This is a genomic window from Streptomyces sp. NPDC093149 (assembly GCF_044754145.1).
Taxonomy (GTDB): domain Bacteria; phylum Actinomycetota; class Actinomycetes; order Streptomycetales; family Streptomycetaceae; genus Streptomyces.
In genome coordinates, this window is sequence record NZ_JBIVON010000002.1 from 815396 (window position 1) to 840784 (window position 25389).

Sequence of the window (25389 nt, forward strand, 5' to 3'; positions counted from 1 at the left end):
CCGCAACCGAGGGAGGCGCTCGGTCTCCCGGCGGCGCACAGCATGCCAGGGTGCCGGGCCGTGGCGCGAATCACCCGGTCCGGCCGTTGCGCCGACGCTACCTGCCGGTAGATTCGTAGCTCATTGAACGATCCAGTCTGAAACTTGTTCTAGATTAGCGTGAGCGGTTACGCTCCGGCGAACACGCAGTGAGAAGGGGGCCGAGTGTGACCGCTGAGGCCATAGAGTCGGGCCCCCGCACGGGCAGCGACGTGTCGGGCAGCCCCGGCGAACGCCCGCTGCGCATCGCACTCCTCACCTACAAGGGAAATCCTTTCTGCGGCGGCCAGGGCGTCTATGTGCGCCACCTCGGCCGTGAGCTCGCCCGCCTCGGCCACAGCGTCGAGGTGATCGGCGCCCAGCCCTATCCGGTGCTCGACGAGGGCGTCCCGCTCACCGAGCTGCCGAGCCTGGACCTCTACCGCCAGCCCGACCCCTTCCGCACCCCGAAACGCGGCGAGTACCGGGACTGGATCGACGCCGCCGAGGTCGCCACCATGTGGACCGGCGGCTTCCCGGAGCCGCTCACCTTCAGCCTCCGCGCCCGACGCCATCTCGCGTCCCGACGCGGCGAGTTCGACGTCATCCACGACAACCAGACCCTCGGCTACGGGCTGTTGGCGGACCTCGGCGCCCCGCTCGTCACCACGATCCACCACCCCATCACGGTCGACCGGCAGTTGGACCTGGCCGCCGCCGCGACCCGTCGCCGGCGCGCCTCCGTGCGCCGCTGGTACGCCTTCACCCGCATGCAGAAGCGGGTCGCGCGCCGGCTGCCGTCGGTGCTCACCGTCTCCGGCTCCTCCAAGCAGGAGATCGTCGACCACCTCGGGGTGCGCGAGAACCGCATCCATGTGGTGCACATCGGCGCGGACACCGAACTGTGGTCGCCCGATCCGTCCGTCGCCGAGGTCCCCGGCCGGATCGTCACCACCTCCAGCGCCGACGTCCCGCTGAAGGGCCTCGTCCACCTCGTCGAGGCGCTCGCCAAGCTCCGCACCGAGAACCCGCGGGCGCACCTCGTGGTCGTCGGCAAGCGGGCCGAGGACGGACCGGTGGCGCAGGCCATCGAGCGGCACGGACTCCAGGACGCCGTCGAATTCGTCAAGGGCATCAGCGACGCCGAACTCGTCGACCTGGTGCGCAGCGCGCAGGTCGCCTGCGTCCCCTCGCTGTACGAGGGGTTCTCGCTGCCCGCTGCCGAGGCCATGGCCACCGGCACGCCGCTGGTCGCCACCACCGGCGGCGCGATCCCCGAGGTCGCGGGCCCGGACGGCGAGACCTGCCTGGCCGTCCCGCCCGCCGACGCCGGGGCGCTGGCCGACGCGCTCGCCCGGCTGCTCGGCGATCCGGAACTGCGCGCCCGGCTCGGCGCCGCGGGCCGTGCCCGGGTGCTGTCCCGGTTCACCTGGAAGCAGGCCGCCATCGGCACCGCCGCCCTGTACCGCGAGGCGATCGCCGCCCGCGCGGGCACCACGCGCCCCGGCGGCCGACGGTGACCCCGCAGTCCGCCCACGCTGTCCCCGCCCTCTGACCCCCTCGACCGCGAAAGCAGGCATTCGTGCTGACCGTGGACTTCACCCGCTTCCCGCTTGCCGCAGGTGACCGAGTGCTCGACCTGGGCTGCGGCGCCGGACGCCACGCCTTCGAGGCCTACCGGCGCGGCGCCCAGGTCGTGGCCCTCGACCGGAACGGCGAGGAGATCCGCGAAGTCGCGAAATGGTTCGCCGCGATGAAGGAGGCCGGGGAGGCACCCGAGGGCGCCACCGCCACCGCGATGGAGGGCGACGCGCTCAATCTGCCGTTCCCCGACGAGTCCTTCGACGTGGTGATCATCTCCGAGGTGATGGAGCACATCCCCGACGACAAGGGCGTGCTCGCCGAGATGGTCCGGGTGCTCAGGCCCGGCGGCCGGATCGCGGTCACCGTGCCGCGCTACGGCCCCGAGAAGGTCTGCTGGACGCTCTCCGACGCGTACCACGAGGTCGAGGGCGGCCACATCCGCATCTACAAGGCCGACGAACTGCTCGGCAAGATGCGCGGCGCAGGCCTCAAGCCGTACGGCACCCACCATGCCCACGCCCTGCACTCGCCGTACTGGTGGCTCAAGTGCGCGTTCGGCGTGGACAACGACAAGTCGCTGCCGGTGCGCGCGTATCACAAGCTGCTGGTCTGGGACATCATGAAGAAGCCGGCCGTCACCCGGGTCGCCGAGCAACTGCTCAACCCGGTCGTCGGCAAGAGCTTCGTGGCGTACGCGACCAAGCCGCACCTGCCCGCGGCCACCGCCGAGGATCTCTCCAAGGCCGAGGCGTGACCGTTCCCGAGCAGACAGAACACCTCGTACTGCCCGGAGTCCTCACCGCCGAGCAGGCCGCCGAGACCGTCGCCGCCCTCCTCGCCGCGCAGTGCGAGAACGGTGCGCTGCCGTGGTTCCGCGGCCACCACCTCGACCCGTGGGACCACACCGAGGCCGCCATGGCCCTCGACGCGGCGGGCGAACACGCCGCCGCGGGACGCGCGTACGACTGGCTGGCCCGGCACCAGAACGAGGACGGCTCCTGGTACGCCGCGTACCACGACGGCGACCCGGAACGGCCGACCGACCGGGGCCGGGAGACCAACTTCTGCGCGTACGTGGCCGTCGGCGTCTGGCACCACTACCTCGCCACCGGCGACGACGCGTTCGTCGACCGGATGTGGCCGACCGTCTACGCCGCCGTCGAATTCGTGCTGCGGCTGCAGCGGCCCGGTGGCCAGATCGGCTGGAAGCGCGAAGCCGACGGAACCCCCGTCGACGACGCGCTGCTGACCGGCTGTTCCTCCATCCATCAGGCGCTGCGCTGTGCACTCGCCCTCGCCGAGCGGCGCGAGGAGCCGCAGCCGGACTGGGAGTTGGCGACCGGTGCGCTGGCCCACGCGATCCGGCGCCACCCGGAACGCTTCCTGGACAAGAGCCGCTACTCGATGGACTGGTACTACCCGGTGCTGGGCGGCGCGCTCACCGGAGCGGCCGCCAAGGAGCGGATGGAGGAGGGCTGGGACCGTTTCGTGGTGCCCGGCCTAGGGGTGCGCTGTGTGCTGCCCAACCCATGGGTGACCGGCGGGGAGAGCTGCGAACTCGCCCTGGCGCTCTGGGTGATGGGCGAGTCCGACCGGGCGCTGGAGATCCTCCAGTCCATCCAGCACCTGCGCGCCGACGGCGGCATGTACTGGACGGGGTACGTCTTCGAGGGCAACCGGGCCTTCTGGCCGGAGGAGCTCACCACCTGGACCGCCGGTTCGCTGCTGCTCGCGGTGGCCGCGCTCGGCGGCGACGAGGCGACCACCGCGGTATTCGGCGGCGAACGGCTGCCGCGCGGGCTGGAACCGGACTGCTGCGGATAGCACCGGCCCAGGCCGGGCACCGGCCGCGCGACCGGGGGAAGCGGCGCTTGTTCCACCGCTTCCCCGAGCCGACACGTACTTCGTGCGGATATGCCTATGCCGGAGTGCTGAGCACGGCATACAGGGCGTAGAGCACTACGGGAAGCGCACCCACGAGCCCCGTCACGGCTGCGATCGCCGAAGGCAGCCGCTTGTTGGACCTCAGTGACCTGATGAGGTATCCGACCAATACGAAATAGGCCAGAGTGACCACGACTCCGGCCCACAGCACGGGTGGGCTGATTGATTGCATGACAATGCTCGTTCTCCCTATGACGGTGCCCAGTCCGGATCTGCAGCGCGCACCAACAGGCGGGCCATTCGGGGCCCTTGGCAGGGGCCGACCCGTCCGCGGTCCGCGGCAACGGGATGACGGTAGCTCAAAGTCGCTCGACCGAGCTAGAGTTGCTGAAAATCGCAGCGCGAAATGATCGGCTGTCAGGCCGGGTGGTCGGGACCCGGGATGCCACTCCCGGGGACCCGCCTCGGCGCAACCCCGGACTGGGCAAGTCACAGAGTGCGATGCGTCGATGGTCGCAGGCGCCGATAAACGATCCATATACGTCTGCTAAACGAGTTGATACGCTGCCGAAAGGGGGGGGGCAGCTATGGATGTCGTGCGACGGGTGCCGGAGCTTCGTTCCGCCACGTCGCCCGAGGGGCCGACAGCGCTGCGTTTCAGCGTACTCGGCCCGGTGCGCGCCTGGCGCGGAACCGAGGCACTGCCGACCGGATCACCGCAGCAGCGTGGCCTGTTGGCCGCCCTGCTGCTGCGCGCGGGCCGCACGGCGACCGCGGCCGAACTGATCGACGCGCTGTGGGGCGAGGAGCCCCCGTCGCAGGGCCTGGCCGCCGTCCGGACCTATGTCTCCCGGCTGCGCAAGGTCCTCGAACCGGGCGTCCTGGTGAGTGAGTCGGGCGGCTACGCGATCCGGGGCCTGCCCGACGGAGCCCTGGACCTGGCGACGGCGCAGGATCTCGCGGAGCGGGCGGAGCGGGCCAGAAGCGACGGGGATCCGGGCCATGCGCGTGATCTGCTTCGCAAGGCGCTGGCACTGTGGGACGGCGAGTCGCTGTCGGGGGTGCCGGGCCCGTACGCGGAGAACCAACGCGCCCGCCTGGACGAGTGGCGCCTCCAACTGAGCGAATCCTGCCTGGACATGGAGCTCGAACTGGGCCACCACGCGGAAGCGGTCTCGGAGCTCACGTCGCTGACGGCGGTGCACCCGCTGCGGGAGCGGCTGCGGGAACTGCTGATGCTGGCGCTGTACCGCAGCGGCCGTCAGGCGGAGGCGCTGGCGGTGTACGCCGACACCAGGCGGCTGCTGGCGGACGAACTGGGCGTGGACCCCCGCTCCGACCTGGCCGAGCTGCAGCGCCGGATCCTGCAGGCGGACCCGGCCCTGGCGGAACCGTCCGCCCCGGAGCCCGGGCCTCCCGTGGCCCTCGTTCGGCCCGGCCAACTCCCTGCGACCGTGACCGACTTCACGGGCCGTGCGCCGTACGTGGAGGAGCTGGGGGAGGTGCTGGCGTCGGCCAACGGCCAGGTCATGGCGGTGTCGGCACTGTCGGGAATCGCGGGCGTCGGCAAGACGACGCTGGCGGTACACGTCGCTCACCGGGCCCGCCCGGAATTCCCCGACGGCCAGCTGTACGTCGATCTTCAGGGCCCGCGGGCGAGGGGTGCGGAGCCCGAGACGGTTCTGGGTTCCTTCCTGCGCGCTCTCGGCACGCCGGACGCGGCGATCCCCGACTCCCTGGAGGACCGGGCTGCGCTGTACCGCTCGGTCCTGAACGGGCGGCGGGTGCTGGTGCTCCTGGACAACGCGCGCGACGCCGCTCAGGTGAGACCGCTGCTGCCGGGCACGGAGGGATGCGCCGCGCTGATCACGTCCAGGGGACACCTGGGCGACCTGGCGGGCGCCCACCTGGTGGATGTCGACGTGCTGAGTCCGGAGGAGGCCCTGCAACTGTTCACCAGGATCGTCGGCAGTGAACGTGTCGACGGCGAGCGTACGGCGGCGCTCGACGTCGTTGCCGCGTGCGGCTTCCTGCCGTTGGCGATCCGGATCGCGGCGACGCGGCTGGCGGTGCGGCGGACCTGGACCGTTTCGGTACTGGCCGCGAAGCTGGCGGACGAGCGGCGGCGACTGGACGAGCTGCAGTCCGGGGACCTGGCGGTGAAGGCCGTCTTCGAGCTGGCCCACGGGCAGCTGGAACGCGCGCAGGCACGCGCGTTCCGTCTGCTGGGTCTGGCCGACGGACCGGACATCTCTCTGTCGGCTGCCGCGTCCATGCTCGACCTTCCCGCGGAGGACACCGAGGAACTCCTGGAGACCCTCGTCGACACGTCGATGGTGGAGTCGCCGGCACCGGGCCGGTACCGGTATCACGACCTGCTCCGCCTCTACGCACGTACCTGCGCGGAGAGGGACGAGGAAGGGCCCGGTGAGCGGGCGGCGGCCCTGTCCCGGCTGCTCGACTTCTACCTGGCCACCGCGGCGCGCGTGTACGCGCTGGAGCGGCCCGGCGACCGCCTGGTCGAGCACCTGGCGCCGACCGCGAGCGACGGGCTGCTCTTCGTCGACCGCTCCGAGGCGCTGGACTGGCTGTTCGGTGAAGCGAGGGCACTGCTGTCCGCGGCCCGGCAGGCCGTCGGTACGGGCGAGTTGCGCAAGGCGGCCGATCTGCTGCTCGCGGTGCGGGACCTCGCCGAGTCCGGCAGCGAATTCAAGCGCTACGAGTCGGTGGTCACGGCCCTGCTGGGTGCCGCTGTGGAAACCGGCGACGAGCGGACGGAGGCACGGATGCGAGCGGTTCTCGCCCACCTGCACTCCCTCATGGGCCGCTTCCGGGAGGCGGACCACGAAGCGCGCGAGGCGGTACGGCTCGGCGGTTCGACCGGCGACTCCTGGACCACGGGCGACGCGCTCAACAGCAGAGGCGTCATCGCGCTCTATCAGAACCGGCACGGGGACGCGGAGGCCCATCTCTCCCGGGCCATCGAGTACTTCCGTGCGCTCGGCGACCGCCCCGGCGAGGCCGCCGTCCTGTGCAACCTCTCGCGCGTGCACCTCGCGACCGGCCGGACGGCGAGCGCCATCGCGCTGGCACGGCAGGGCATCGACATCTACGACGCCATGGGCAGCACCCTGCGCGGCGCCAACGGCCGCTACGCGCTCGCTCTGGCCCTCACCCGGAGCGGCGAGCTGGACTCCGCGAGCGACTGCCTCCACCAGGCGCTGGACGTCTTCCGCGAGAGCCGCCAGAGGCTGTGGGAGGGCATGAGCCTGTTCCGTCTGGCCGAGGTCGACCTCGCCGCGCGGCGCCCGGCAGAGGCCGCGGCCGACGCCGAGAGGGCGCTGATCACGCTGGGCGGAATCGGCGGGGAGTGGCGTCGGGGCAACGTGTTGACCGTGCTCGGCCACGCGCTTTCGGAACTGGGCCAGACCGGACGTGCGGTCGCTTCGTGGAACGAGGCACTCGACGTCTACGAGCGGCTGCACGCCCCGGAGGCCGAGGCGGTGCGCGCGTTGCTCCTCGACGGGCAGCCTCGCCCGACGCACAGCGTCGCCTGACCGGATCGCCGCACCGGCGGTGTGGACCCGGACGGCGTTGCCCGAGTGGCACGCCGCCCGGGTCCGGGCGAACCTTACCGAGAGTGGCCGCTTTCGTCACTCACCGTAGAGTTCGCCCCGATGTGCCCGGCCAGGGAGGCCCGCTGTGCCCAGTTCCGCCGTGACCGGTTCCGTACCGTTGCGCCGTCTCGTCGTCCCGCCGTTGCTGTGCTGCTCCCTGGTCGTGGGCGCCACCGCGTGCGGCGGCGGCAAGGGCGGCGCGAGCCCTTCCGCGTCCCCGAGTGTCACCGCGTCCCCGGGCGGGACGCCGTCGGCGCAGGCGCAGAAACTGGCCAAGACGCGATTCGTCGCCAACGCCGGGCTCGCGGCCGGTGCGACGTACCAGTGGATCGTGAAGCCGTACCGGGCGGGCAAGTTCAAGAAGGGCGCGGACGGGCGGACGTTCGCCCTGGTCAAGGCCGGGCTCGCGGGCGGCTTCACCTACAACCGGCTGAAGGCGGCGGTGGCCAACGCCAAGGGCGATCCGCTGCTGTCCAAGGCGGTCGCGCCGCTGAGCGCCGGCATCGAATCGCTCAAGGGGCTCGGCGAGAAGCTCCGCAGGGGCGAGGCGGGCGCGGGTGACGTCGGCGCCTTCGAGAGTGTGATCAACGGCGTCAAGTCAGCCGGCAGCAGCGCGGGCGCCGAGGTGAAGGACAAGGTGCCGAGCGCCTCACAACTCGGCGGGTAATCGATGCGGGTTCGGTCGGTGATCGAACTAGGGTGCATGGTATGAGCCGACTCACGTACGACCGATACTGTGACGAAATCATCGCCCGCACCGACGCGTTGAGAGCCACGATCCGTGACGCGGACCTCGGTGCCACCGTCCCGACCTGCCCCGACTGGACCCTGCGTGAGCTCGTTCTCCATGTCGGCCGGGCCCATCGCTGGGTCGGCGAGATCGTACGCACCCGGGCCACCGAGATGGTCCCGAACGAGCAGGTACCGGACTCCGCCCCCGGGAGCGACGACCTCGCCGCGCTAGATGCCTGGCTGGCGGAGGGCGCGGCCGATACCGTCGAGGCGCTGCGCGCCGCCGGTCCGGACCAGAAGGTGTGGTCCTGGGGCTGGGAGCGCAGCACGGGCTTCTGGGCGCGTCGCATGGCGCACGAGACGATCGTCCACCAGGCCGACGCCGCGCTCACCGCGGGGACCGGCTACGAGGTGGCACCCGAGCTGGCGGCCGACACGATCGACGAGTGGCTGGAGATCGTCGCCTTCGCGCGGGCCGCGGGCCACGGGAAGGCGGCCGAGCTCGCCGGCGCCGGGGGCTCGATCCATCTGCACGCCACGGACGTGCCCGGTGCCGAGTGGCTGATCGAGCTCGGCGAGGACGGCTTCACCTGGCGGCGGGCCCACGAGAAGGCGACCGTGGCGCTGCGGGGCCCGCTCACCGACGTCCTGCTGGTCTTCAACCGGCGCCTCCCGGCGGACAGCGACCGGGTCGAGGTGCTGGGGGACACGAAGCTGCTGGACTTCTGGCTGGAACACTCCGCATTCGGCTGAGCCGCCGCAGGCCGCCGCGGAGCCGCCCCGCCCGCTGTGCGGACGGGGCGGTGCTGCGCCAAGCTGGAAGCGACAGCCCGTGTGTCCGGCGGCCCCCGTGGAGGTGCCGATGGAGCCCGTCCGCGCCCTGAGACGGATCGCCTTCCTGCCGGAACGCGGCAGTCGGCCCGAACGGCTCGACCCGCCCCCCCGGCTGCTGCGCCGAGCCGTTGCCGCGGGCAGCCTGTTCGCCGTCGACACCGACGCACACGCGCCCGGTCAGCCGGACCGGCGGATCCGCGCCCGCGCCGAGAAGCGCCGCGTCCCGGCGGAGCACGTCGTCTCCACCCGGCCGGCCGACGAACTGCCGGCCCGGTCCCGCGCGGGCACGACCCCGGGGCGGGCCCGCTCCGGGGCGGACGGGACGCATCGGCGCGGCCCCGGGACAGGAACGGTGAACCCATGACGGCCACAAGCGTGCGCGGCATCGACCACATCGGGGTCACGGTCCCCGATCTGGAGACCGCGACCCTCTTCCTCACCAGGGCGTTCGGCGCCGAGGTGCTCTACGACACCTTGCGGCGCCAGGACGAGCCGCTCGGCGGTCTGGACGTCGAGCGGCGGCTCGGCGTCCCGGCGGGCACCCAGCAGCTGGCGATCCGGATGCTGGCCCTCCCCGGCGACGGTCCGGCCATCGAGCTCTTCGAGTTCGAGGGCCCCCGCCGGGAGCCCCCGGCGCTGCCCTGCGACTTCGGCTGGCAGCACGTGGCGCTCTACGCCGACGACCTGGACGCGGCCGTGAGGGACTGCGTGGCCGCGGGCGCCTCACTGCTCGCCGAGGCACGGCCGCTGCCGGGCCCCGAGGCGGGGGAGCGCAACCGCTTCGCGTATCTGCGCACCCCCTGGGGCAGCACGCTGGAACTCCTCACGTACCCCGACCCCCAGCCCTGGGAACGCACCGCATCACGCCGACGGGTGCGCCCCGCCCCGGTCGGCACCGGGACCTGGCCGACGGACCCGGCCCGGCCGGGGCCCGGGGTCCTTCGTGCGGATCGGACCGGATGAGCGAATACGTCCGGTGTGCGGATGCTCCCGCCCCGCGATGCGCCGCACCCGACGCCGCGCACCGATCCCCCGGGGATTGCGGACAGCCCTTACGGCCTGGTGCACGACAGCGAGCCACTCCCCATCGTGCACCAGGTCGTCAGTCGAGCTCTGCGAGCACCCGCAGCGTATGCGGGTCCGGCGCCGTCACCAGCAGATCGGTCACCGGCCCCTTGCGCCACAACTCCAGCCGCTCCGCGATCCGTTCACGCGGACCGACGAGCGAGATCTCATCGGCGAACGCGTCCGGCACGGCCAGCACCGCCTCCTCCCTGCGTCCTTCGAGGAAGAGCCGCTGGATCCGCCGTGCCTCCTCCTCGAACCCCATGCGTGCCATCAGGTCGGCGTGGAAGTTCCGTGCCGCGTGCCCCATCCCCCCGATGTAGAAGCCGAGCATCGCCTTCACCGGCAGCAGCCCCTCGGCGATGTCGTCACAGACCCGCGCACGGGCCATCGGCGCGATCATGAACCCGTCGGGCAGGTCCGTGAGCGACGCCTCGTACACATCGGTGCGCAGCGGTGACCAGTACAGCGGCAGCCAGCCGTCGGCGATCCTCGTCGTCTGCGCGATGTTCTTCGGCCCCTCCGCCCCGAGCAGTACCGGGAGCCGGGACCGCAACGGATGGGTGATCGACTTCAACGGCTTGCCCAGGCCGGTGGCGTCGGGACCGTTGTACGGGTGGGAGTGGAAGCGTCCGTCCAGTTCGACGGGGGCCTCACGGCCGAGCACCTGGCGGATGACGTCGACGTACTCGCGGGTGGCGGTCAGCTGGCTCCTCGGGAACGGCCGCCCGTACCAGCCCTCCACGACCTGCGGCCCGGACAGACCGAGGCCGAGCATCATCCGGCCGCCGGAGAGATGGTCGAGGGTGAGGGCGTGCATCGCGGTCGCGGTCGGGGTGCGCGCCGCCATCTGCGCGATGCCGGTGCCCAGCCGGATGCGGGAGGTGTGTGCGGCGATCCAGGTCAGCGGGGTGAACGCGTCGGAGCCCCAGGCCTCCGCCGTCCACACCGACCCGTACCCCAGCTCCTCGGCCTGACGGACGAGCTCCAATTGGGCCGGGTCGGGGCCGCGACCCCAGTAGCCGAGCGCGAGTCCGAGCCGCATTCCGCCGCCTCCCAAGGATTCTGACGCCATGTCAGACAATCGACGCACGGACGGAGAGTACGGCAGCGACCCCCCGCCCGGAAGGGGCGAGGGGTCGCTGATCGTGCTGCGGGCGGGTGGGCTCAGCCGCGCTGGATGCCCGTGGTGTCCTGGAGCACACCACGACGGCCGTCCTGCGTCTGGGCGATGAGGCTCGCACCGCGCTGCTCCACCGCGAGGTACCAGGTGCCCGGAGCCAGCTCGGCGATCGGCGACGGCGAACCGTCCTCCCCGTACAGCGGACGGGCCACCGGCACCGCGAACCAGAACGGCGTGAAGTCACCGGACGGCGCGCCGGCCGCCGGAGTCTGCTGGGCCTGCTGCGGCTCCGGCCGGCCGGGCTGGGGCTGACCGGCCTGCGGCTGCGCGCCGTAGGGCTGCTGCTGACCCGGCTGCGCACCGTACGGCTGCTGCTGGGCGCCGGGGTAGCCGTATCCCTGGCCGGGCTGCGGCTGGCCGCCGTACGGCGACTGCACGGCCTGCGGGCGCGGGGCACCCATCAGCGGAGCCTTGAGCGTGGGAATCAGCGGAGTCCCGACCGCGCCGACCGCGAGCACGGCCGTGCCCAGCAGGCCGAGGATCAGGCCGGCGCCCGCGTTGCTGGCGTCGATGGTCGACCAGAACGCGGTCCACAGGGTGAAGACGCTGAAGGCCGCGCCGAGTTGGCCGAGCTCGAAACCGAGGACCTTGCGGGGCGGCATGGTGCGGCCGACCACGACCAGCGCCGCGGCGATGATGCCGCCCAGGTAGATGCTCATGAGGGCCGCGAGCGCGTCCCAGGCGTTCGGGGCCGAGTAGCCGGAGCAGTTGAGGCCCGAGGGGCATTCGTAACCGTAGAGGTGGAGGAAAGAGGCGATGAACAGCACCACCGCTGCTCCGATCACCACGCCGTCGCCTCGAGTGAGGGAGCGCATATTCACGTAAAGATCCTTAGTCGGTCGTCTCGTCGGGGTGGTCGTCGCTGCGGCCCGCCGGGGTGCGGCGGGCACGGGGCAAGGCTCGGGGGTGGCTCCCCATCGTACGGATGAATCTATCGTCTGCCGGTCAGGACTGTGTCCCTGACCGGACCCTGGACGCACTTCCCCCCAATTTCGCCGCAGAACTACCTCTTGTTACCCCTTGAGGTAACTGCTGATGCCATCGGCAATGCCCTGCGCAGCCTTCTGACGCCAGTTCGCGCTGGTGAGCAGAGCGGCGTCCTTCGGATCACGCATATTGCCGCATTCGATGAACACTTTGGGCACGGTCGACAAATTAAGTCCGCCCAGATCCTTGCGGATGTCCAACCCGCTATTGCCGCCGACATAATTGGAAGGCGCACTTCCGGTATCGCGGACGAAGAGACCGGCGATCCGGGTACCGAGGTCGCGGGACGGCTCGACGATCTTCGTAGTGTCCGCCTTCCCTCCTCGTACCGGCCCGGGGAGGATCACATGGAAACCGCGGTTGCCGGCCGCGGAACCGTCCGCGTGGACCGAGACCACCGCATCGGCCTTGGCCTCGTTGCCGATTCGGGCCCGCTCGTCGACACACGGGCCGTACGGACGGTCGTTGTCGTACGTCAGCACGACGTGTGCGCCCTGCGCCTTCAGGAGCGTGCGCAGCCGGTGCGACACATCCAGGGTGAACTCGGCCTCCGGATAACCGGAGTCGGTCGAGGTGCCGGTGGTGTCGCACTCCTTGTGCGCGGTGCCGATGTCGACCAGGCGGTTGATCTCGCGGGTGTGCAGACGGTTGTTCGGGTTGTGCCCGGGGTCGATGACGACGGTCCTGCCCGACAGCGGCTTGGAGGCCCGGCCGCCCGTGGACCCGGAGGGCTTCGCCGAAGGGGCGGGGGAGGCGGACGTCCTCCCCGGAGCCGGAGCGGTCCTGGACGGCGAGGACGGCTGCGGCGCCGCGGAGGTGCCGCCGCCGCCCTGCCGGGGCTCGGCCCGCACTCCGCCGCTGTCGTCGCCCGCGCCGCAGCCCGCAGCGGTCAGGCACACGGCGGCGAGCGCGGCGGCGGCGAGCAGGGGCCGGCGGCGCGGGGTGGGGGGAACGCTCTCGTCGTACGGCACCACGCGATGCTATCGGGGCGCGCCTCAGATACCCGGTCCCGTGCGCCGCAGCACACGCAGCGAATCCGTCGCCGAGACCTCGGTGAACGCGCCGGAGGCCAGCGCCCGCAGATAGATCCGGTACGGGGCCTGGCCGCCGTGCGCCGGGTCCGGGAACACGTCGTGGATCACCAGCAGTCCGCCCTCGGCGACATGCGGCGCCCAGCCCTCGTAGTCACCGCCCGCGTGCTCGTCGGTGTGCCCGCCGTCGATGAAGACGAAGCCGAGCTTCCCGCTCCAGACGGCGGCGACCTGCAAAGACCGTCCGACCATGGCCACGACGTGGTCTTCGAGCCCCGCCGCGTGCAGGGTCCGGCGGAACGTCGGCAGCGTGTCCATCCGGCCGACCTCCGGGTCCACGACGGTCGGGTCGTGGTACTCCCAGCCCGGCTGCTGCTCCTCGCTGCCGCGGTGGTGATCGACGGTGAGGGCCGTCACGCCGGCCGCGCGGGCGACGTCGGCGAGCAGGATGGTGGAGCGTCCGCAGTACGTACCGACCTCCAGGACCGGCAGCCCCAGCGCGGCGGCCTCGGCGGCGGCCGCGTACAGCGCGAGTCCCTCGACCACCGGCATGAAGCCCTTGGCGGCCTGGAAGGCGGCGAGAATCTCGGGCGACGGCTCGGCGACGGACTCGGCGGGCACGGGTTCCTCCTGGTGGGGACGGTTCTGCGGGGACGCGTTCGACGGCGCCCCATCGTGCCGTACACCCCTGCCGAGGGCGTCGGCGGGGGCGCACAAGGGGTGAGCTCGGGGCGGGGTGCGCCCCGGCGGTCCATCGATCGTGGAGGACCCGCGGTCGCGCGACGGGGACAACAGTGAGCAGGTCGTCCAGCCCCTTGAAATCGTCGGGGTCCGTGGTGAAAAGGGGAAGCTCCTCGGCGACGGCGATGGACGCGATCATCATTCGGCCACCCGGCGGCGCGGTTTGCGGCCGGCGCCGATCACGGCAGCGCAGACCCTGCCATGGATCCGGGCTGCCTCCGTGTCGAAGGGGATCGGGTCGAACTCGTTCTCGGCGCGCTGGAGGACATCGAGTCGTCGGGCCCGCTCGGCGTATTCGTCGTGGTAGTGCTACTGGGTGCTACTGGATGTCACACCGTGAGCGCAATGCCGTACGCCCCCGTCGAAGGAATCGGCGGGGGCGTACGAGGGGTGAGCCCGGGTCGGGGCGCCCCCGGCGGGGCTGCGATATGGAGGTCAGCAGCTCTGCCAGAGTCGGGTCATGACGCGGACGCCGAAGCGCAGGCCCTCCAGCGGGACGCGCTCGTCCACGCCGTGGAAGAGGCGGCCGTAGTCCAGGTCGTGCGGGAGCTTGAGGCCCTTGAAGCCGAAGCAGCGGATGCCGAGATGGGTGAAGGCCTTGGCGTCGGTGCCGCCGGGGTTGCAGTACGGGACCGGGTGGCCGTCCGGGTCCTCGGCGCGCACGGCCGCGCACATGGCGTCGACCAGCGGGCCGTCGAACGTCGTCTCCATCGCGATGTCGTGGTTGACCCACTCGCGGCTGACCGACGGGAGGAGGAGCCTGTCGATCGTGTCGACCAGCTCCTGCTCGTGGCCGGGCAGGAAGCGGCCGTCCACCCGGGCGGTCGCCTTTCCGGGGATGACGTTGGTCTGGTAGCCCGCGTTGAACATGGTGGGGTTCGCGGAGTTGCGGAGCACCACCTGCATGAAGTCGGAGACCGGGCCCAGCCGCTCCAGGCTGCCCTCGATGTCGTTCTCGTCGAACTCGACGCCGTAGAGGCGGGCGGCCTCTTCGAGCAGGGCCCGGACCGGTTCGATCAGACGGATCGGGAAGGTCTCGCGGCCGATGCGGGCCAACGACTCCGCGAGATCGGTGACCGCGTTCTCGTCGTTGGGGGACGAGCCGTGGCCGGCCCGGCCGGTGGCGGTGAGCTCCATCCAGGCCATGCCGCGCTGGGCGTTCTCGATCGGGTAGAGGCGACGGGTGTCGTCGATGGCGAAGGAGAAGCCGCCGCCCTCGCCGATCGCCTCGGTGACGCCTGCGAAGAGCTCGGGGCGGTGCTCGACCAGCCAGTGGGCGCCGAACTTGCCGCCCGCCTCCTCGTCGGCGAGGAAGGCGAGGACCAGGTCGCGGGACGGCTCGGTGCCGGTACGGGCGAAGTGGCGGGCGGTGGCCAGCATGACGGCCACCGTGTCCTTCATGTCGATCGCGCCGCGGCCCCAGAGGTAGCCGTCGCGGATCTCGCCGGAGAACGGCGGGACCTGCCACTCGGAGGCGTCGGCGGGGACCACGTCCAGATGGCCGTGGACCAGGAGGGCGCCACGTCCGGAGTCGCGGCCCGCGATGCGCGCGACGACGCTGGCGCGACCCGGCGCCGACTCGATCAGCTCGGAGTCGATGCCCACCTCGGCGAGGCGGCTCACCACCCAGTCGGCGCTCGCGCGCTCGTCGCTGGTGGGGTTGGAGGTGTCGAACCTGATCAGCTCGGCGCAGAGTCCGATGACCTCTTCCTGTGCCTCGTCGGAGGCCGGGACGAACGAGGCGGTGGGGTCGGAGGTGGTCATGCTGCTCCCACAGTGGTTGTCGCGCGGGCGGCGGGGGCGTCGGCGTCCTCGTCGTCCAGGGCGGAGGTGCCGTACGGCCTCACCCAGCCCAGCAGGCCGAGGACGCTGTACAGGACGAAGGCGGTGGCCAGCGAGTTCAGGGCCGGTATGCCGCCCTCGTAGAACTTGCCGACGCAGAACGCCGCGATCCAGATGGCGATGGACATCGGCACCCAGGTCGGCGAGGACGTCGGCAGGGTCTCGGACTCCCGTGTGTCGTCCAGCGGCTTGCGCATCCGCTTCACGACCCAGTACTCGGCCACGATGATGCCGCCGATCGGCGGGATCGCGACGCCGAGGATGGAGAGGAACTCGGTGAAGTGGGTCATGATCCCGACCGCGGACAGGACCGTGCCGGCGATGCCGAGGACGATCGTGACCGCGCCGCGGTGGATCCGCTTGCCGAAGACGACCTGGAAGAAGTTGACGACGCCGAGCGAGGAGCCGTACAGGTTCCAGTCGTTGATCTTGGCGGTGGACATCAGGACCACGATCACACCGAAGGCACCCGAGGTGGAGAGCACGATGTGCGAGACCTCGTTGCTCTTGACCAGGTGACCGAGGAGCACACCGGTCATGCCGACGATGTACTCGGAGAGGATCATCGACGAGGCGCTCTGCAGGAAGACGTGCGAGCCCTTCGTGTTGTACCGGGTCATCTCCGGGGCCACGATCGCGCCGGTCATGAAGCCGCCCGCGATGGCGGTGGCGGCGACGGCGAGCGGAATCGTCTGGCCGGGGGCCTGCGAGTGGATCAGATCGCTGATCGAGTGGTCCTTCAGCGTCGAGACGATCGACCAGGCGACCATCGCGAAGAAGAGCGGCGTGACGATCTTGGCGAAGACGGCCATGTACTTGAAGCCGAAGATCACCAGTGCGGTGATGGCGATGCCCGCCAGTACGCACCACATCCAGGACGGGCCGCCGACCAGCGCCGAGACGCTGTTGCCGAAGATCGTGTTCTGGACGCCGAACCAGCCGACCAGACTGACCGCGATGACGAAGCTGACCAGCGCCGAGCCGTTGCGGCCGAAGCCGACCCAGCGGGTCAGCATCGGGGTCGCCAGCCCCTCGCGCATACCGGCCAGACCGATCGCGAAGATCACGATCTCCAGGATCACCGCGCCGAGCGTGAAGGCGAGGAAGGCGTCGCCGAAGGTCATGCCGACACCGATGGTGGCGCCGAGGGTGAACTGCGAGATCGAGCCGGACTGGGCCAGCCACTGGAGCAGCATGGACCAGAAGCCGAACCGCTTGTCACGGGGGACGCGCGAGAGCGCGTAGTCGTCGCTGCCGATGCTCTTGGTCTCGTGGGCCACGGCCTCGGCCTGCGGGGCGGCTGCCATCAGGACTCCTGGGGTGTACGGCCGAGGGTCTGGAGGTGAGCCAGCGACCCGTAGCGGTTGACGAGGTTGTCGAACTCCACCGCGTCGTGGAAGTCCAGGTGGCCACTGCCGTAGGCCTTGGCGACCTCCACGGCGTAGCGGGCGGCGGACGCGATGTCCGTCTCGTGGCTCGCGCCCGTACCGCAGCCCGGTACCGCGGCGGCCGAGGTGATGGCCAGGCCGACGACCGGAGCGGCCGTCGCGGTGGCGGGCTGCAGGATCGAATTGATGTGGTGTGCCCCGTTACCGTACGGGGTGATGTCCTGCGTGGTCACGGGGTACGTGACCAACGGCTCACCGGTCACCACGGCGAGAAGCTCGCCGAGCTGCTCGCTGACCCGCAGCACCCAGCCCTCCTTGACGGTGGGCGACAGGGCGAGGCCCTTGTGGTTGATGATGCGGTTGCCCTTGGTGGTGTCGATGGAGAGCACGGCCTCCATCTCGCCGGTCACCTCGTGGCGGTTCATGGTGGCGATGTCCACGGGCGAGCCCATGAACGGCACCGGGTCGTGCGGCTCGGTCGGCGCGTCCGGGCAGATGTGGGTGGCGACGATCACGTCGCCGGGCAGCACGTCGCCGCGGCGGCGCATGTCGAGCAGCTTGGCGGCGGTGGCGATCGCGGAGACCGCGCCGTCGGCGTCGGAGACCATGCCGGTCACCTCGGGCCGGGCGCCGATGCCGCCGAGCCGGCCCACCACGCCCAGCGTGCGGGCACTGCCCCCGGACGTACGCCCTTGGGAGCCGGGGATGCGGACCATCACGAAGTCCGTCGAGCCCCGCTCGCCGGTGACCGTGGTGACCTGGGCGGACGATCCCTCGGCCCCGCTCACGGAGTCGAGGTACTCGGCGACCGTCTTGCCATTGACCTGGGGATCGTCCAACAGCTCGACGATGTCCAGCACGTACTTCAGCATGGAGGGCCTTTCTCACTCAGCCGGACACCCGGGGCGGCGCAGTCCGGGCACCCGGGCCGGCGCTCGACGGGGAAGCGCGGGGCGGGGTGCTGAGGCAACATTCGGGATCGGATAGCGTTGAACGCAACTGTTTCCCGTTATTTGCAATTCAGGTCTGAATGGTGAGATGACGATGGCGGACTTCGATCTGGACCGGCGCACTCCCGCCGGGGCGCTGCAAACCGTCGACCGGGCGCTCCTGGTGCTGCTCGCCTTCGAACGGACCCGGCCCGACTGGGGCGTCACCGAGGTCGCGGAGGAGTTCGGCTGGGACACCTCGGTGGCCCAGCGGCTGCTCGCCACCCTCGCCGGGCGCGGCTTCCTGGTCTCCGACCCCGCCACCCGCCGCTACCGCATCGGCCCCGCCGTGCTGCGCCTGGGCAGGCTCTGGGAGCGTTCCGGCTCACTGGAGCTGCTGGCCGGACCGGTCCTGGAGGAGCTGCGCCGGGTCACCGGCGACACCGTCCTGTTCTGTCTGCCGGACAGCTTCCACATGCGGTGCGTCGCCGCGGAGGAGGGCGAGGCCGGGCCGCTGCGCTACTACCCGCTGGTCGGCGAGCTCTACCCGGCGCACGCCGGGGCGACCAGCAAGTCGTACTACGCGTATCTGCCCGACGACCAGCGCCACCGGCTCTTCCGGGGCCGCCCGATGGCCCGCTTCACCGACCGGACGGTGACCGACCCGGACCGGTTGGAGGAGGAGTTCCTCAAGGTCCGCGCCCAGGGGTACGCCTGGACGGTCGGCGAGTACGACACCGGCATCGCGACCGTCGCCGTACCGGTGTTCCTCGGGCGGGAGCCGTACGGGAGCCTCAGCCTCGGCGGCGCCGAGGAGCTCTTCCGCGGGGCGCCCGAGGACCGGCTCGACGCCCTGCGCCACGCGGCCCAGCTGCTGGAACGGCGGCTGACCCAGCCCCCGCAGCGGCCGAAACCCCGCGCCCGCCGCCCTCGTACCGACCGATGAACCAGAACAGAACCAAGAACCGGAACACTTACCGGAACAGAACCAAGAGGAACCCTGTGAATCTGCTGCTGCTCTCCAACTCCACCCAGTACGGGCGAGGTTATCTGGAACACGCCCTCGACACCGTCACCGCCTTCCTGCCCTCCGGTGCCCGGCTGGCCTTCGTCCCCTACGCGCTCGCCGACTACACCGCGTACACCACACGCGTCCGCGACGCCCTCGCGCCGTCCGGCATCAGTGTCCGAGGGGTCCACGAGAACGCCGACCCCGTCGCCGAACTCGCCGCGTCCGACGCCGTGTTCATAGGCGGCGGCAACTCCTTCCGGTTGCTGAGCGCCCTGTACCGGACAGGTCTGCGGGACGCCGTGACCGAAGCGGTGCGCGGCGGGCTGCCGTACATGGGAGCCAGCGCGGGGACGAACATGGCGGCGCCCACCCTCCGTACGACCAACGACATGCCCATCGTGCAGCCGCCGTCCTTCGAGACCCTCGGCCTCGTCCCCTTCCAGATCAACCCGCACTACCTGGACCCGGACCCGGAGAGCACCCACAAGGGCGAGACCCGCGAGGAGCGGCTCACCGAGTTCCTGGAGGAGAACGACGTGCCGGTGCTCGGCCTGCGCGAGGGGTCCTGGCTGCGGGTCAACGGGCGCCAGGCCCGGGTGCAGGGCGCCCACCCCGCCCGACTGTTCACCCGCGGCGCGCGGCCGCAGGAGCTTCCGGCGGGGTCGGACGTCTCTCATCTGCTCACGACGACACCGCGGTTCGACGCCCCGGTGCGCTGAGGCCCTTCGTCCGGACCGGCGCGGGTCGGGCCGGGGCGGGCCGGATCGGGGCGGATCAGGGTGCGGTGCCGGGGCCCGCGAGCCCGGCGTGATCCAGGCGAGAGGTCCCGGCCGTCAGCACCAGGTCGGCGTCGACCGGCAGCCCGTTGCCCGGGTAGACCGCCGGGCGGGCGCGCGGCGCGTACCCGGCGGCCGATCCGGCCAGCACGTAGCTGCCGCCGGACGGGGCGGCCAGCATGTAATGGCCGTCCTCGTCCGCCACGGTGAGACCTGCCTGCCGGCCCCGGTGGTCGATCAGCGTGACATTGGCGCGGGCCACCGGCGCACCGTCCGCGTCCAGCACCCGGCCGCGGAAGCCGCCCGAGCCGGTGACGGGGCGGGAGACGGAGCGCGCGGCGACCGGTGCGTCGTGGTCGCTGCTCGCCAGCAGGGCCGGGCGCATCGCCTCGCGCCGCGACGGCAGGAACGAGGCCAGCACCAGCCCGGCCACCACCGCGCCCGTCGCGATCAGGAACGAGATGCGGAACCCCTCCATCGAGGGCAGCGACACCCCGCCCGTCCGGACCGAGGTGTTGGCCAGCACCATCCCGATCACCGCGCTGGACACCGACGTGCCGATCGACCGCATCAAGGTGTTCAGACCGTTGGCCGCTCCCGTCTCGGACGGATCCACGGCTCCGATGATCAGCGCGGGCAGCGAGGAGTAGGCGAGTCCGATACCGGCCCCGAGCACCACCGCGATCACGACCGTCTGCCAGGCGGCGCTCATCAGCCCGAGCCCCGCCCCGTAACCGATCGCGATGATCAGCATGCCGAGCATCAGCGAGACCTTGGGGCCCCGGCGGGCGGACAGCCGGGCGTACAGCGGGGCGACGAACATCATCGTCAGACCCAGCGGCGCCACGCACAGCCCCGCGACCACCATCGACCGGCCGAGCCCGTACCCCGTCGACTCCGGCAGCTGGAGCAGCTGCGGCAGGACGAGCGAGACGGCGTAGAACGCGACCCCGACCATGATCGAGGCGAGGTTGGTGAGCAGCACCTCGCGCCGGGCCGTGGTCCGCAGATCGATCAGCGGGGCCGGGCTGCGCAGCTCGAAGAGGCCCCACAGGACGAGGATCACCACGGCGGCGGCGATCAGTCCGAGCGTGCTCCCCGACGTCCAGCCCCAGTCACTGCCCTTGGTGACGGGCAGCAGCAGACAGACCAGGCCGAGGGAGAGCCCGAGCGCGCCGATCAGGTCGAACCGGCCGGGAGCGCGCAGCGTGGTCTCCGGCACGACGAGGACGGTGAGCGCCATCGAGAGCACGCCGAGACCGGCCGCGCCGAAGAACAGGGTGTGCCAGTCGGCGTGCTGGGCCACCAGCGCGGCGGCGGGCAGCGCGAGTCCACCGCCCACCCCGATCGAGGAGCTCATCAGTGCCATCGCCGAGCCGAGCTTCTCGCGCGGCAGCTCGTCGCGCATGATGCCGATGCCCAGCGGAATGGCACCCATGGCGAAGCCCTGGAGCGCGCGCCCCACGATCATGATCACGAGATCGTCGGTGAAGGCGCATATCAGTGAACCGATCACCATCACGGCGAGACTGGCGAGCAGCATCTTCCGCTTGCCGTAGAGGTCGCCGAGCCGCCCCATGATCGGGGTCGCGACGGCGCCCGCGAGCAGGGTCGCGGTCATCACCCAGGTGGCGTTGGACGGATCGGTGTGCAGAAGGGCGGGCAGGTCCTTGATGACGGGGACGAGCAGGGTCTGCATCACCGCGACGGTGATACCCGCGAAGGCGAGTACGGGGACGACCCCGCCGCCCGCCCTGCGCGGCCGCGGATCGGGGAGTTCCCCGCTGTGCTGTTCGTTCGTCGGCTGTGGCATCCGTGCGGCCTCCGGGCAGCGTGATCGAGGGTGTGGAGCGGGGTGCGGATCCGGCGCGGGCAGCGCCGACCGCCAAGTATGTGCAGGGTGAAACCTTCCTTGTCGCCGGGGTATTCCGGTGAACGAGGAGCGAACGGGGCACAACGGCGCGAACGAGGCACGGCCGCGCACTCGGCCCGGAGCGTGCGCCGATCCGGGCGCCCCGAACCACTCCCTTGCCCGTTCCCGGCCGCTTCCCGGACGTTCCCCGGTCATCCCTCCGGCCGTCGTGCCGGCCGTCATCCGGCGCTGCGCTGACCTTCCGTCAGAATGAAACGTGTTCTACTCTTGCGCCGTTCCAGTGGCTGCGACCGGCGAGGATCCGCATGGGCATCGGAATCACCGAAGAACAGAAGGAGTTGGCGCAGGCCGTACGGGGGTGGCTGGCACGCGCCGTACCACCGGAGGAGATCCGCAAGCTCCTCGACGCCGACACCCCTGCCACCCCCGGCGTGCGCCCGGGATACTGGGACGGGCTCGCCGAACAGGGCCTCCTGTCCATCCATCTGCCGGAGGCGTGCGGCGGCGGAGGCGGTCAACTCCTCGACCTGGCCGTGGTCCTGGAGGAGGCGGGCCGGGCCGCGCTTCCCGGTCCGTACCTCGCGAGCGCCCTCGCCTGCGCCGTACTGCACGCGGCGGGCGCGGACGAGCAGGTACGCGACCTCGCCGCCGGTACGCGCATCGGCGCCGTCGCGCTCGGCCCCGGCACCCTCACCGCCGTGGAGCACGAGGACGGCCATCTCCTCGACGGAACGGCCCCACCGGTCCTCTCCGGCGCCGACGCCGACCTCCTCCTGCTCTCCGCCGAATCGGCCACCGGCACCCTGTGGTTCGCCGTCGACGCCGCCACCCGAGGGCTCACCGCCCGCCCGCACCGGAGTGCCGACCCGACCCGCCCCACGGCCGAGATCCGCGCCGAGGGCGTACTCGTCCCCGCACAACGCGTCGTACGGACCGACACCGCGCACGTCCGTGACCTCGCCGCCGTCCTCTTCTCCGCCGAAGCGTGCGGAACCGCGGCCAGGGCGCTGCACACCGCGGCCGAGTACGCCAAGGTCCGCGAACAGTTCGGCCGCCCCATCGGGCGGTTCCAGGGCATCAAGCACCTCTGCGCCGACATGCTCGTACGGGTCGAGCGGGCCCGTGCGCTGGTGTGGGACGCGGCCCGCGCCGCCGACGAGGAGGACCCGGACGTACGGTCCATGGTCGCCGCCCTCGCCGCGTCGGACGCCCTCGACGCCGCCTACGGCTGCGCCAAGGACTGCGTCCAGATCCTCGGCGGCATCGGCTTCACCTGGGAACACGACGCCCATCTGTATCTGCGCCGGGCCCTGGTGGCCCGGCAGCTGCTGGGGGCCGGCGACGCCCATCGGCTGCGGGCCGCCCGGCTGGCCGAGGGCGGGGCGCGCCGCGAGCTCGTCCTCGAACTCCCCGCCGAGGCCGCCGCCCACCGCGCCGAGGCGCGCGAGGCCGTAGCCACCGCCCGGGGCCTCGACCCGAAGGCCGCCCGCCGCGCCCTCGCGCCCACCGGCCACGCCGCCCCGTACCTCCCCGCCCCCTACGGTCTGGGTGCCGGACCCGTCCAGCAGCTCGCCGTGCAGCAGGAGTTGAGGGATCAAGGGGTGAAGCTGAGCGATCTGGGGATCGCCACCTGGGTGGTGCCCTCGCTCCTCGCCCACGGGACACCGCAGCAGCAGGAGCGCTATGTGCTGCCCACCCTGCGCGGCGAACTCCTCTGGTGCCAGCTGTTCTCCGAACCCGGCGCGGGCTCCGACCTCGCCTCGCTCCGCACGAGGGCGGAACGGACCGAGGAGGGCTGGCGGATCAACGGGCAGAAGGTGTGGACGAGCGCAGCCCGGTCGGCCGACCACGGAATCCTGCTGGCCAGGACCGACCCGGACGCCCCCAAGCACCGGGGGCTCAGCTACTTCCTCGTCGACATGAAGAACACCGAGGGCATCGACATCCGCCCGCTGAAGGAGATCACCGGCGACTGTCTCTTCAACGAGGTCTACTTCGACGACGTCCTGCTGCCCGCCGACGCCGTCGTCGGCGAGATCGACGACGGCTGGCGGGTCGCCCGCAACACCCTCGGCAACGAACGCGTCCACATGGCCGACCAGATGACCTTCGACACCGGCCTGGAGGCGTTGATCGCCCGCTCCGGCGAACTCGACGGCACGTACCGGGCCCGTATCGGAGCACTCGCGGCCGAGGCCCACGCACTGGCCTGCATCGGACTGCGGACCACCCTGCGGCAGGTGTCCGGTCTGGAACCGGGCGCGGGGGCCTCCGTCCGCAAACTCGTCCAGACCACCCATCAGCAGAAGGTCGCCGAACTGGCCCTCGAACTCCTCGGCCCGGCCGGCGCGGTCGGCGAAGGCGCGGGGGAGCGGGCCGTGCACGGCTTCCTGATGTCCCGCTGTCTGACCATCGCGGGCGGCACCACCCAGGTTCAGCTCAATGTCGTCGCCGAGCGCATCCTCGGCCTCCCGCGCGATTGAAGGGACTTGCCCATGAAGCCCACGAAACCCACGCAATCCGTGCAGCCCACGCAGTCCGTGCCGATGAAGCCGATGAAGCTCATGAAGGCGTACGTCGTCGGTGTCGGCATGACGAAGTTCGAGAAGCCCGAGACCCGCGACTGGCAGTACTGGGACATGGCGAAGGAGGCCGGGACGGCGGCGCTCGCCGATGCCGGGCTCACCTACGACCAGGTCCAGCAGGCCGTCGTCGGCTACTGCTTCCAGGCCTCCACCGCCGGCCAGCGCGCCGTGTACGGACTCGGGCTGACCGGTGTGCCCGTCTACAACGTCAACAACAACTGCGCCACCGGCTCCACCGCGCTGATGACGGCCCGGCAGTTCGTCGAGGGCGGCGGCAGCGACTGCGTCCTCGCGCTCGGCTTCGAGAAGATGGCGCGCGGTGCGCTCGGCGGCGGCGGCGCCGACGGCGGCGCTTCGGACTTCCGGACATCACCCGTGGCCCGGCACTACGGGATCATGGCCGCCGCCCACGGCTTCGGGATGAGCCCGCCCACCGCCCAGATATTCGGCAACGCGGCCCGTGAGCACATGGAGCGGTACGGGACGACCGAGGCCCAGCTCGCCGCGGTCGGCGCGAAGAACCACCGGCACTCGGTGAACAACCCGTACGCCCAGTTCCAGGACCCGTACACGGTCGAGGAGATCCTCGCCACGAAGACCATCCACCGGCCGCTGACCAAGCTCCAGTGCTCACCCACCTCCGACGGGGCGGCCGCCGCGGTCGTCGTGTCGGAACGGTTCGTCGAGAGCCACGGCCTGGCCGACCGGGCGGTCGAGATCGTCGCCCAGGCCATGACCACCGACACCGACGACTCCTTCGCCTCCGGCACCTGCATCGACGCCGTGGGACAGCCGATGTCGCGTGCCGCCGCCCGGCAGGTGTACGAGGCCTCGGGGCTCTCGGCCGCCGACCTCGACGTCATCGAGCTGCACGACTGCTTCTCCATCAACGAACTCCTCACGTACGAGGCGCTCGGCCTGTGCGGCGAGGGCGAGTCCGGGAAGCTCGTCGAGTCGGGGGCCACCACGTACGGCGGCCGGTGGGTGGTCAACCCGTCCGGCGGGCTGATCTCCAAGGGGCACCCGCTCGGCGCCACCGGAATCGCCCAGGCCGCCGAACTCACCTGGCAGCTCAGGGGGGAGGCGCAGGGCAGGCAGGTGAAGGACGCGCGGGTCGGCCTGGCGCACAACATCGGGCTCGGCGGGGCGGCGGTGGTGACGCTGCTGCGGCGCTGACGGCCGGCGCGCGTCCCGGTAAGGGCTGTCCCGTAATCCCCGGCGGGCGCGCGACGACAGCTACGGCACCTCGCCGCGTTGTCGGAACGTCCACATACATCCAGTATGCGGACGCCCCTCCGCCTTACGATG

At 71.5% G+C, this 25389-nt stretch carries 20 protein-coding genes and 2 pseudogenes; 12 read left to right on the forward strand and 10 right to left on the reverse strand.

Annotated elements, in window-relative coordinates; genetic code table 11:
* Positions 1 to 206: 206 nt before the first annotated feature.
* The 3 genes from ACIQCZ_RS10175 (at position 207) to ACIQCZ_RS10185 (ending at position 3426) form a co-directional block, all read left to right on the forward strand.
* Positions 207 to 1538 (forward strand): glycosyltransferase family 4 protein, encoded by a 1332-nt coding sequence (locus ACIQCZ_RS10175; RefSeq protein ID WP_402281180.1) that lies wholly within the window; start codon positions 207 to 209, stop codon positions 1536 to 1538.
* A gap of 62 nt (positions 1539 to 1600) precedes the next feature.
* Positions 1601 to 2356 carry a class I SAM-dependent methyltransferase gene (locus tag ACIQCZ_RS10180; RefSeq protein ID WP_402281182.1) on the forward strand — a complete coding sequence of 252 codons (756 nt, stop codon included), beginning with the start codon at positions 1601 to 1603 and terminating at the stop codon, positions 2354 to 2356.
* On the forward strand, positions 2353 to 3426 hold the full coding sequence (locus tag ACIQCZ_RS10185) for a prenyltransferase (protein WP_402281184.1): 1074 nt from the start codon (positions 2353 to 2355) through the stop codon (positions 3424 to 3426). The genes ACIQCZ_RS10180 and ACIQCZ_RS10185 overlap by 4 nt, the downstream gene beginning before the upstream one ends.
* Before the next feature lie 94 nt (positions 3427 to 3520).
* Here the strand turns inward: ACIQCZ_RS10185 and ACIQCZ_RS10190 are convergent, their stop codons facing one another.
* Positions 3521 to 3718, reverse strand: a complete 198-nt coding sequence (locus ACIQCZ_RS10190) for a hypothetical protein (RefSeq protein ID WP_388580060.1) — start codon at positions 3716 to 3718, stop codon at positions 3521 to 3523.
* 355 nt (positions 3719 to 4073) lie between these two features.
* Here ACIQCZ_RS10190 and ACIQCZ_RS10195 point away from each other — a divergent pair, with 355 nt between their 5' ends.
* The 5 genes and pseudogenes from ACIQCZ_RS10195 to ACIQCZ_RS10215 all read left to right on the forward strand — a co-directional run bounded on the left by ACIQCZ_RS10195 (position 4074) and on the right by ACIQCZ_RS10215 (position 9632).
* On the forward strand, positions 4074 to 7043 hold the full coding sequence (locus tag ACIQCZ_RS10195; RefSeq protein WP_402281185.1) for a BTAD domain-containing putative transcriptional regulator: 2970 nt from the start codon (positions 4074 to 4076) through the stop codon (positions 7041 to 7043).
* A gap of 160 nt (positions 7044 to 7203) precedes the next feature.
* Positions 7204 to 7770, forward strand: a complete 567-nt coding sequence (locus tag ACIQCZ_RS10200) for a hypothetical protein (protein ID WP_402281279.1) — start codon at positions 7204 to 7206, stop codon at positions 7768 to 7770.
* 41 nt (positions 7771 to 7811) lie between these two features.
* Complete coding sequence (locus ACIQCZ_RS10205; protein ID WP_402281186.1) at positions 7812 to 8588, forward strand: maleylpyruvate isomerase family mycothiol-dependent enzyme; 777 nt, start codon at positions 7812 to 7814, stop codon at positions 8586 to 8588.
* A gap of 151 nt (positions 8589 to 8739) precedes the next feature.
* Positions 8740 to 9033 (forward strand): annotated as a pseudogene (locus tag ACIQCZ_RS10210) (histidinol phosphatase); the annotation flags it as partial.
* Complete coding sequence (locus ACIQCZ_RS10215; protein WP_402281188.1) at positions 9030 to 9632, forward strand: VOC family protein; 603 nt, start codon at positions 9030 to 9032, stop codon at positions 9630 to 9632. The pseudogene ACIQCZ_RS10210 and the gene ACIQCZ_RS10215, both read left to right, overlap by 4 nt.
* Before the next feature lie 139 nt (positions 9633 to 9771).
* Here the strand turns inward: ACIQCZ_RS10215 and ACIQCZ_RS10220 are convergent, their stop codons facing one another.
* From ACIQCZ_RS10220 to ACIQCZ_RS10255, 8 genes and pseudogenes are all read right to left on the reverse strand, one after another.
* The gene (locus ACIQCZ_RS10220) at positions 9772 to 10779 is read right to left on the reverse strand and encodes an LLM class F420-dependent oxidoreductase (protein WP_402281281.1); all 1008 of its coding nucleotides are present in this window, start codon (positions 10777 to 10779) and stop codon (positions 9772 to 9774) included.
* 122 nt (positions 10780 to 10901) lie between these two features.
* Positions 10902 to 11738: a hypothetical protein gene (locus ACIQCZ_RS10225; RefSeq protein WP_402281190.1), complete on the reverse strand. Its 837-nt coding sequence runs from the start codon at positions 11736 to 11738 to the stop codon at positions 10902 to 10904.
* Between the two features lie 192 nt (positions 11739 to 11930).
* A complete protein-coding gene (locus ACIQCZ_RS10230; protein WP_402281192.1) occupies positions 11931 to 12875 on the reverse strand; it encodes an N-acetylmuramoyl-L-alanine amidase in 945 nt (314 codons plus the stop codon).
* A 24-nt stretch (positions 12876 to 12899) separates the two neighbouring features.
* The gene (locus ACIQCZ_RS10235; protein WP_402281194.1) at positions 12900 to 13556 is read right to left on the reverse strand and encodes a class I SAM-dependent methyltransferase; all 657 of its coding nucleotides are present in this window, start codon (positions 13554 to 13556) and stop codon (positions 12900 to 12902) included.
* A 136-nt stretch (positions 13557 to 13692) separates the two neighbouring features.
* Positions 13693 to 13979, reverse strand: a pseudogene (locus ACIQCZ_RS10240) (VapC toxin family PIN domain ribonuclease); the annotation flags it as partial.
* Between the two features lie 132 nt (positions 13980 to 14111).
* The gene (locus ACIQCZ_RS10245; RefSeq protein WP_376215671.1) at positions 14112 to 15440 is read right to left on the reverse strand and encodes a M20/M25/M40 family metallo-hydrolase; all 1329 of its coding nucleotides are present in this window, start codon (positions 15438 to 15440) and stop codon (positions 14112 to 14114) included.
* Positions 15437 to 16825, reverse strand: a complete 1389-nt coding sequence (locus ACIQCZ_RS10250) for a cytosine permease (RefSeq protein WP_402281196.1) — start codon at positions 16823 to 16825, stop codon at positions 15437 to 15439. The genes ACIQCZ_RS10245 and ACIQCZ_RS10250 overlap by 4 nt, the downstream gene beginning before the upstream one ends.
* Positions 16825 to 17778: a DUF1177 domain-containing protein gene (locus ACIQCZ_RS10255; RefSeq protein WP_376215666.1), complete on the reverse strand. Its 954-nt coding sequence runs from the start codon at positions 17776 to 17778 to the stop codon at positions 16825 to 16827. Before ACIQCZ_RS10255 ends, ACIQCZ_RS10250 begins: the two co-directional genes overlap by 1 nt.
* A gap of 172 nt (positions 17779 to 17950) precedes the next feature.
* Here ACIQCZ_RS10255 and ACIQCZ_RS10260 point away from each other — a divergent pair, with 172 nt between their 5' ends.
* Both ACIQCZ_RS10260 and pepE read left to right on the forward strand, forming a co-directional pair.
* Positions 17951 to 18781: an IclR family transcriptional regulator gene (locus ACIQCZ_RS10260; protein WP_351079736.1), complete on the forward strand. Its 831-nt coding sequence runs from the start codon at positions 17951 to 17953 to the stop codon at positions 18779 to 18781.
* Between the two features lie 56 nt (positions 18782 to 18837).
* Positions 18838 to 19566 (forward strand): dipeptidase PepE, encoded by a 729-nt coding sequence (gene pepE / locus ACIQCZ_RS10265; RefSeq protein ID WP_391742290.1) that lies wholly within the window; start codon positions 18838 to 18840, stop codon positions 19564 to 19566.
* A gap of 55 nt (positions 19567 to 19621) precedes the next feature.
* On the opposite strand, the gene ACIQCZ_RS10270 is transcribed toward pepE, so the two are convergent.
* Complete coding sequence (locus ACIQCZ_RS10270; RefSeq protein ID WP_402281198.1) at positions 19622 to 21436, reverse strand: MFS transporter; 1815 nt, start codon at positions 21434 to 21436, stop codon at positions 19622 to 19624.
* 365 nt (positions 21437 to 21801) lie between these two features.
* On the opposite strand from ACIQCZ_RS10270, the gene ACIQCZ_RS10275 reads away from it, so the two are divergent.
* Complete coding sequence (locus ACIQCZ_RS10275; protein ID WP_402281199.1) at positions 21802 to 23979, forward strand: acyl-CoA dehydrogenase; 2178 nt, start codon at positions 21802 to 21804, stop codon at positions 23977 to 23979.
* A gap of 81 nt (positions 23980 to 24060) precedes the next feature.
* Positions 24061 to 25257 carry a lipid-transfer protein gene (locus ACIQCZ_RS10280; RefSeq protein ID WP_402281283.1) on the forward strand — a complete coding sequence of 399 codons (1197 nt, stop codon included), beginning with the start codon at positions 24061 to 24063 and terminating at the stop codon, positions 25255 to 25257.
* Positions 25258 to 25389 lie beyond the last annotated feature (132 nt).

Bases quoted from the DNA above. Each gene is read 5' to 3' on its own strand.
- ACIQCZ_RS10205 (WP_402281186.1), top strand. From the start codon at position 7,812: ATGAGCCGACTCACGTACGACCGATACTGTGACGAAATCATCGCCCGC.
- ACIQCZ_RS10195 (WP_402281185.1), top strand. From the start codon at position 4,074: ATGGATGTCGTGCGACGGGTGCCGGAGCTTCGTTCCGCCACGTCGCCC.
- ACIQCZ_RS10190 (WP_388580060.1), bottom strand. From the start codon at position 3,718: ATGCAATCAATCAGCCCACCCGTGCTGTGGGCCGGAGTCGTGGTCACT.
- ACIQCZ_RS10245 (WP_376215671.1), bottom strand. From the start codon at position 15,440: ATGACCACCTCCGACCCCACCGCCTCGTTCGTCCCGGCCTCCGACGAG.
- ACIQCZ_RS10260 (WP_351079736.1), top strand. From the start codon at position 17,951: ATGGCGGACTTCGATCTGGACCGGCGCACTCCCGCCGGGGCGCTGCAA.
- ACIQCZ_RS10280 (WP_402281283.1), top strand. From the start codon at position 24,061: ATGAAGGCGTACGTCGTCGGTGTCGGCATGACGAAGTTCGAGAAGCCC.
- ACIQCZ_RS10255 (WP_376215666.1), bottom strand. From the start codon at position 17,778: ATGCTGAAGTACGTGCTGGACATCGTCGAGCTGTTGGACGATCCCCAG.
- ACIQCZ_RS10250 (WP_402281196.1), bottom strand. From the start codon at position 16,825: ATGGCAGCCGCCCCGCAGGCCGAGGCCGTGGCCCACGAGACCAAGAGC.
- ACIQCZ_RS10270 (WP_402281198.1), bottom strand. From the start codon at position 21,436: ATGCCACAGCCGACGAACGAACAGCACAGCGGGGAACTCCCCGATCCG.
- ACIQCZ_RS10275 (WP_402281199.1), top strand. From the start codon at position 21,802: ATGGGCATCGGAATCACCGAAGAACAGAAGGAGTTGGCGCAGGCCGTA.
- ACIQCZ_RS10215 (WP_402281188.1), top strand. From the start codon at position 9,030: ATGACGGCCACAAGCGTGCGCGGCATCGACCACATCGGGGTCACGGTC.
- ACIQCZ_RS10220 (WP_402281281.1), bottom strand. From the start codon at position 10,779: ATGCGGCTCGGACTCGCGCTCGGCTACTGGGGTCGCGGCCCCGACCCG.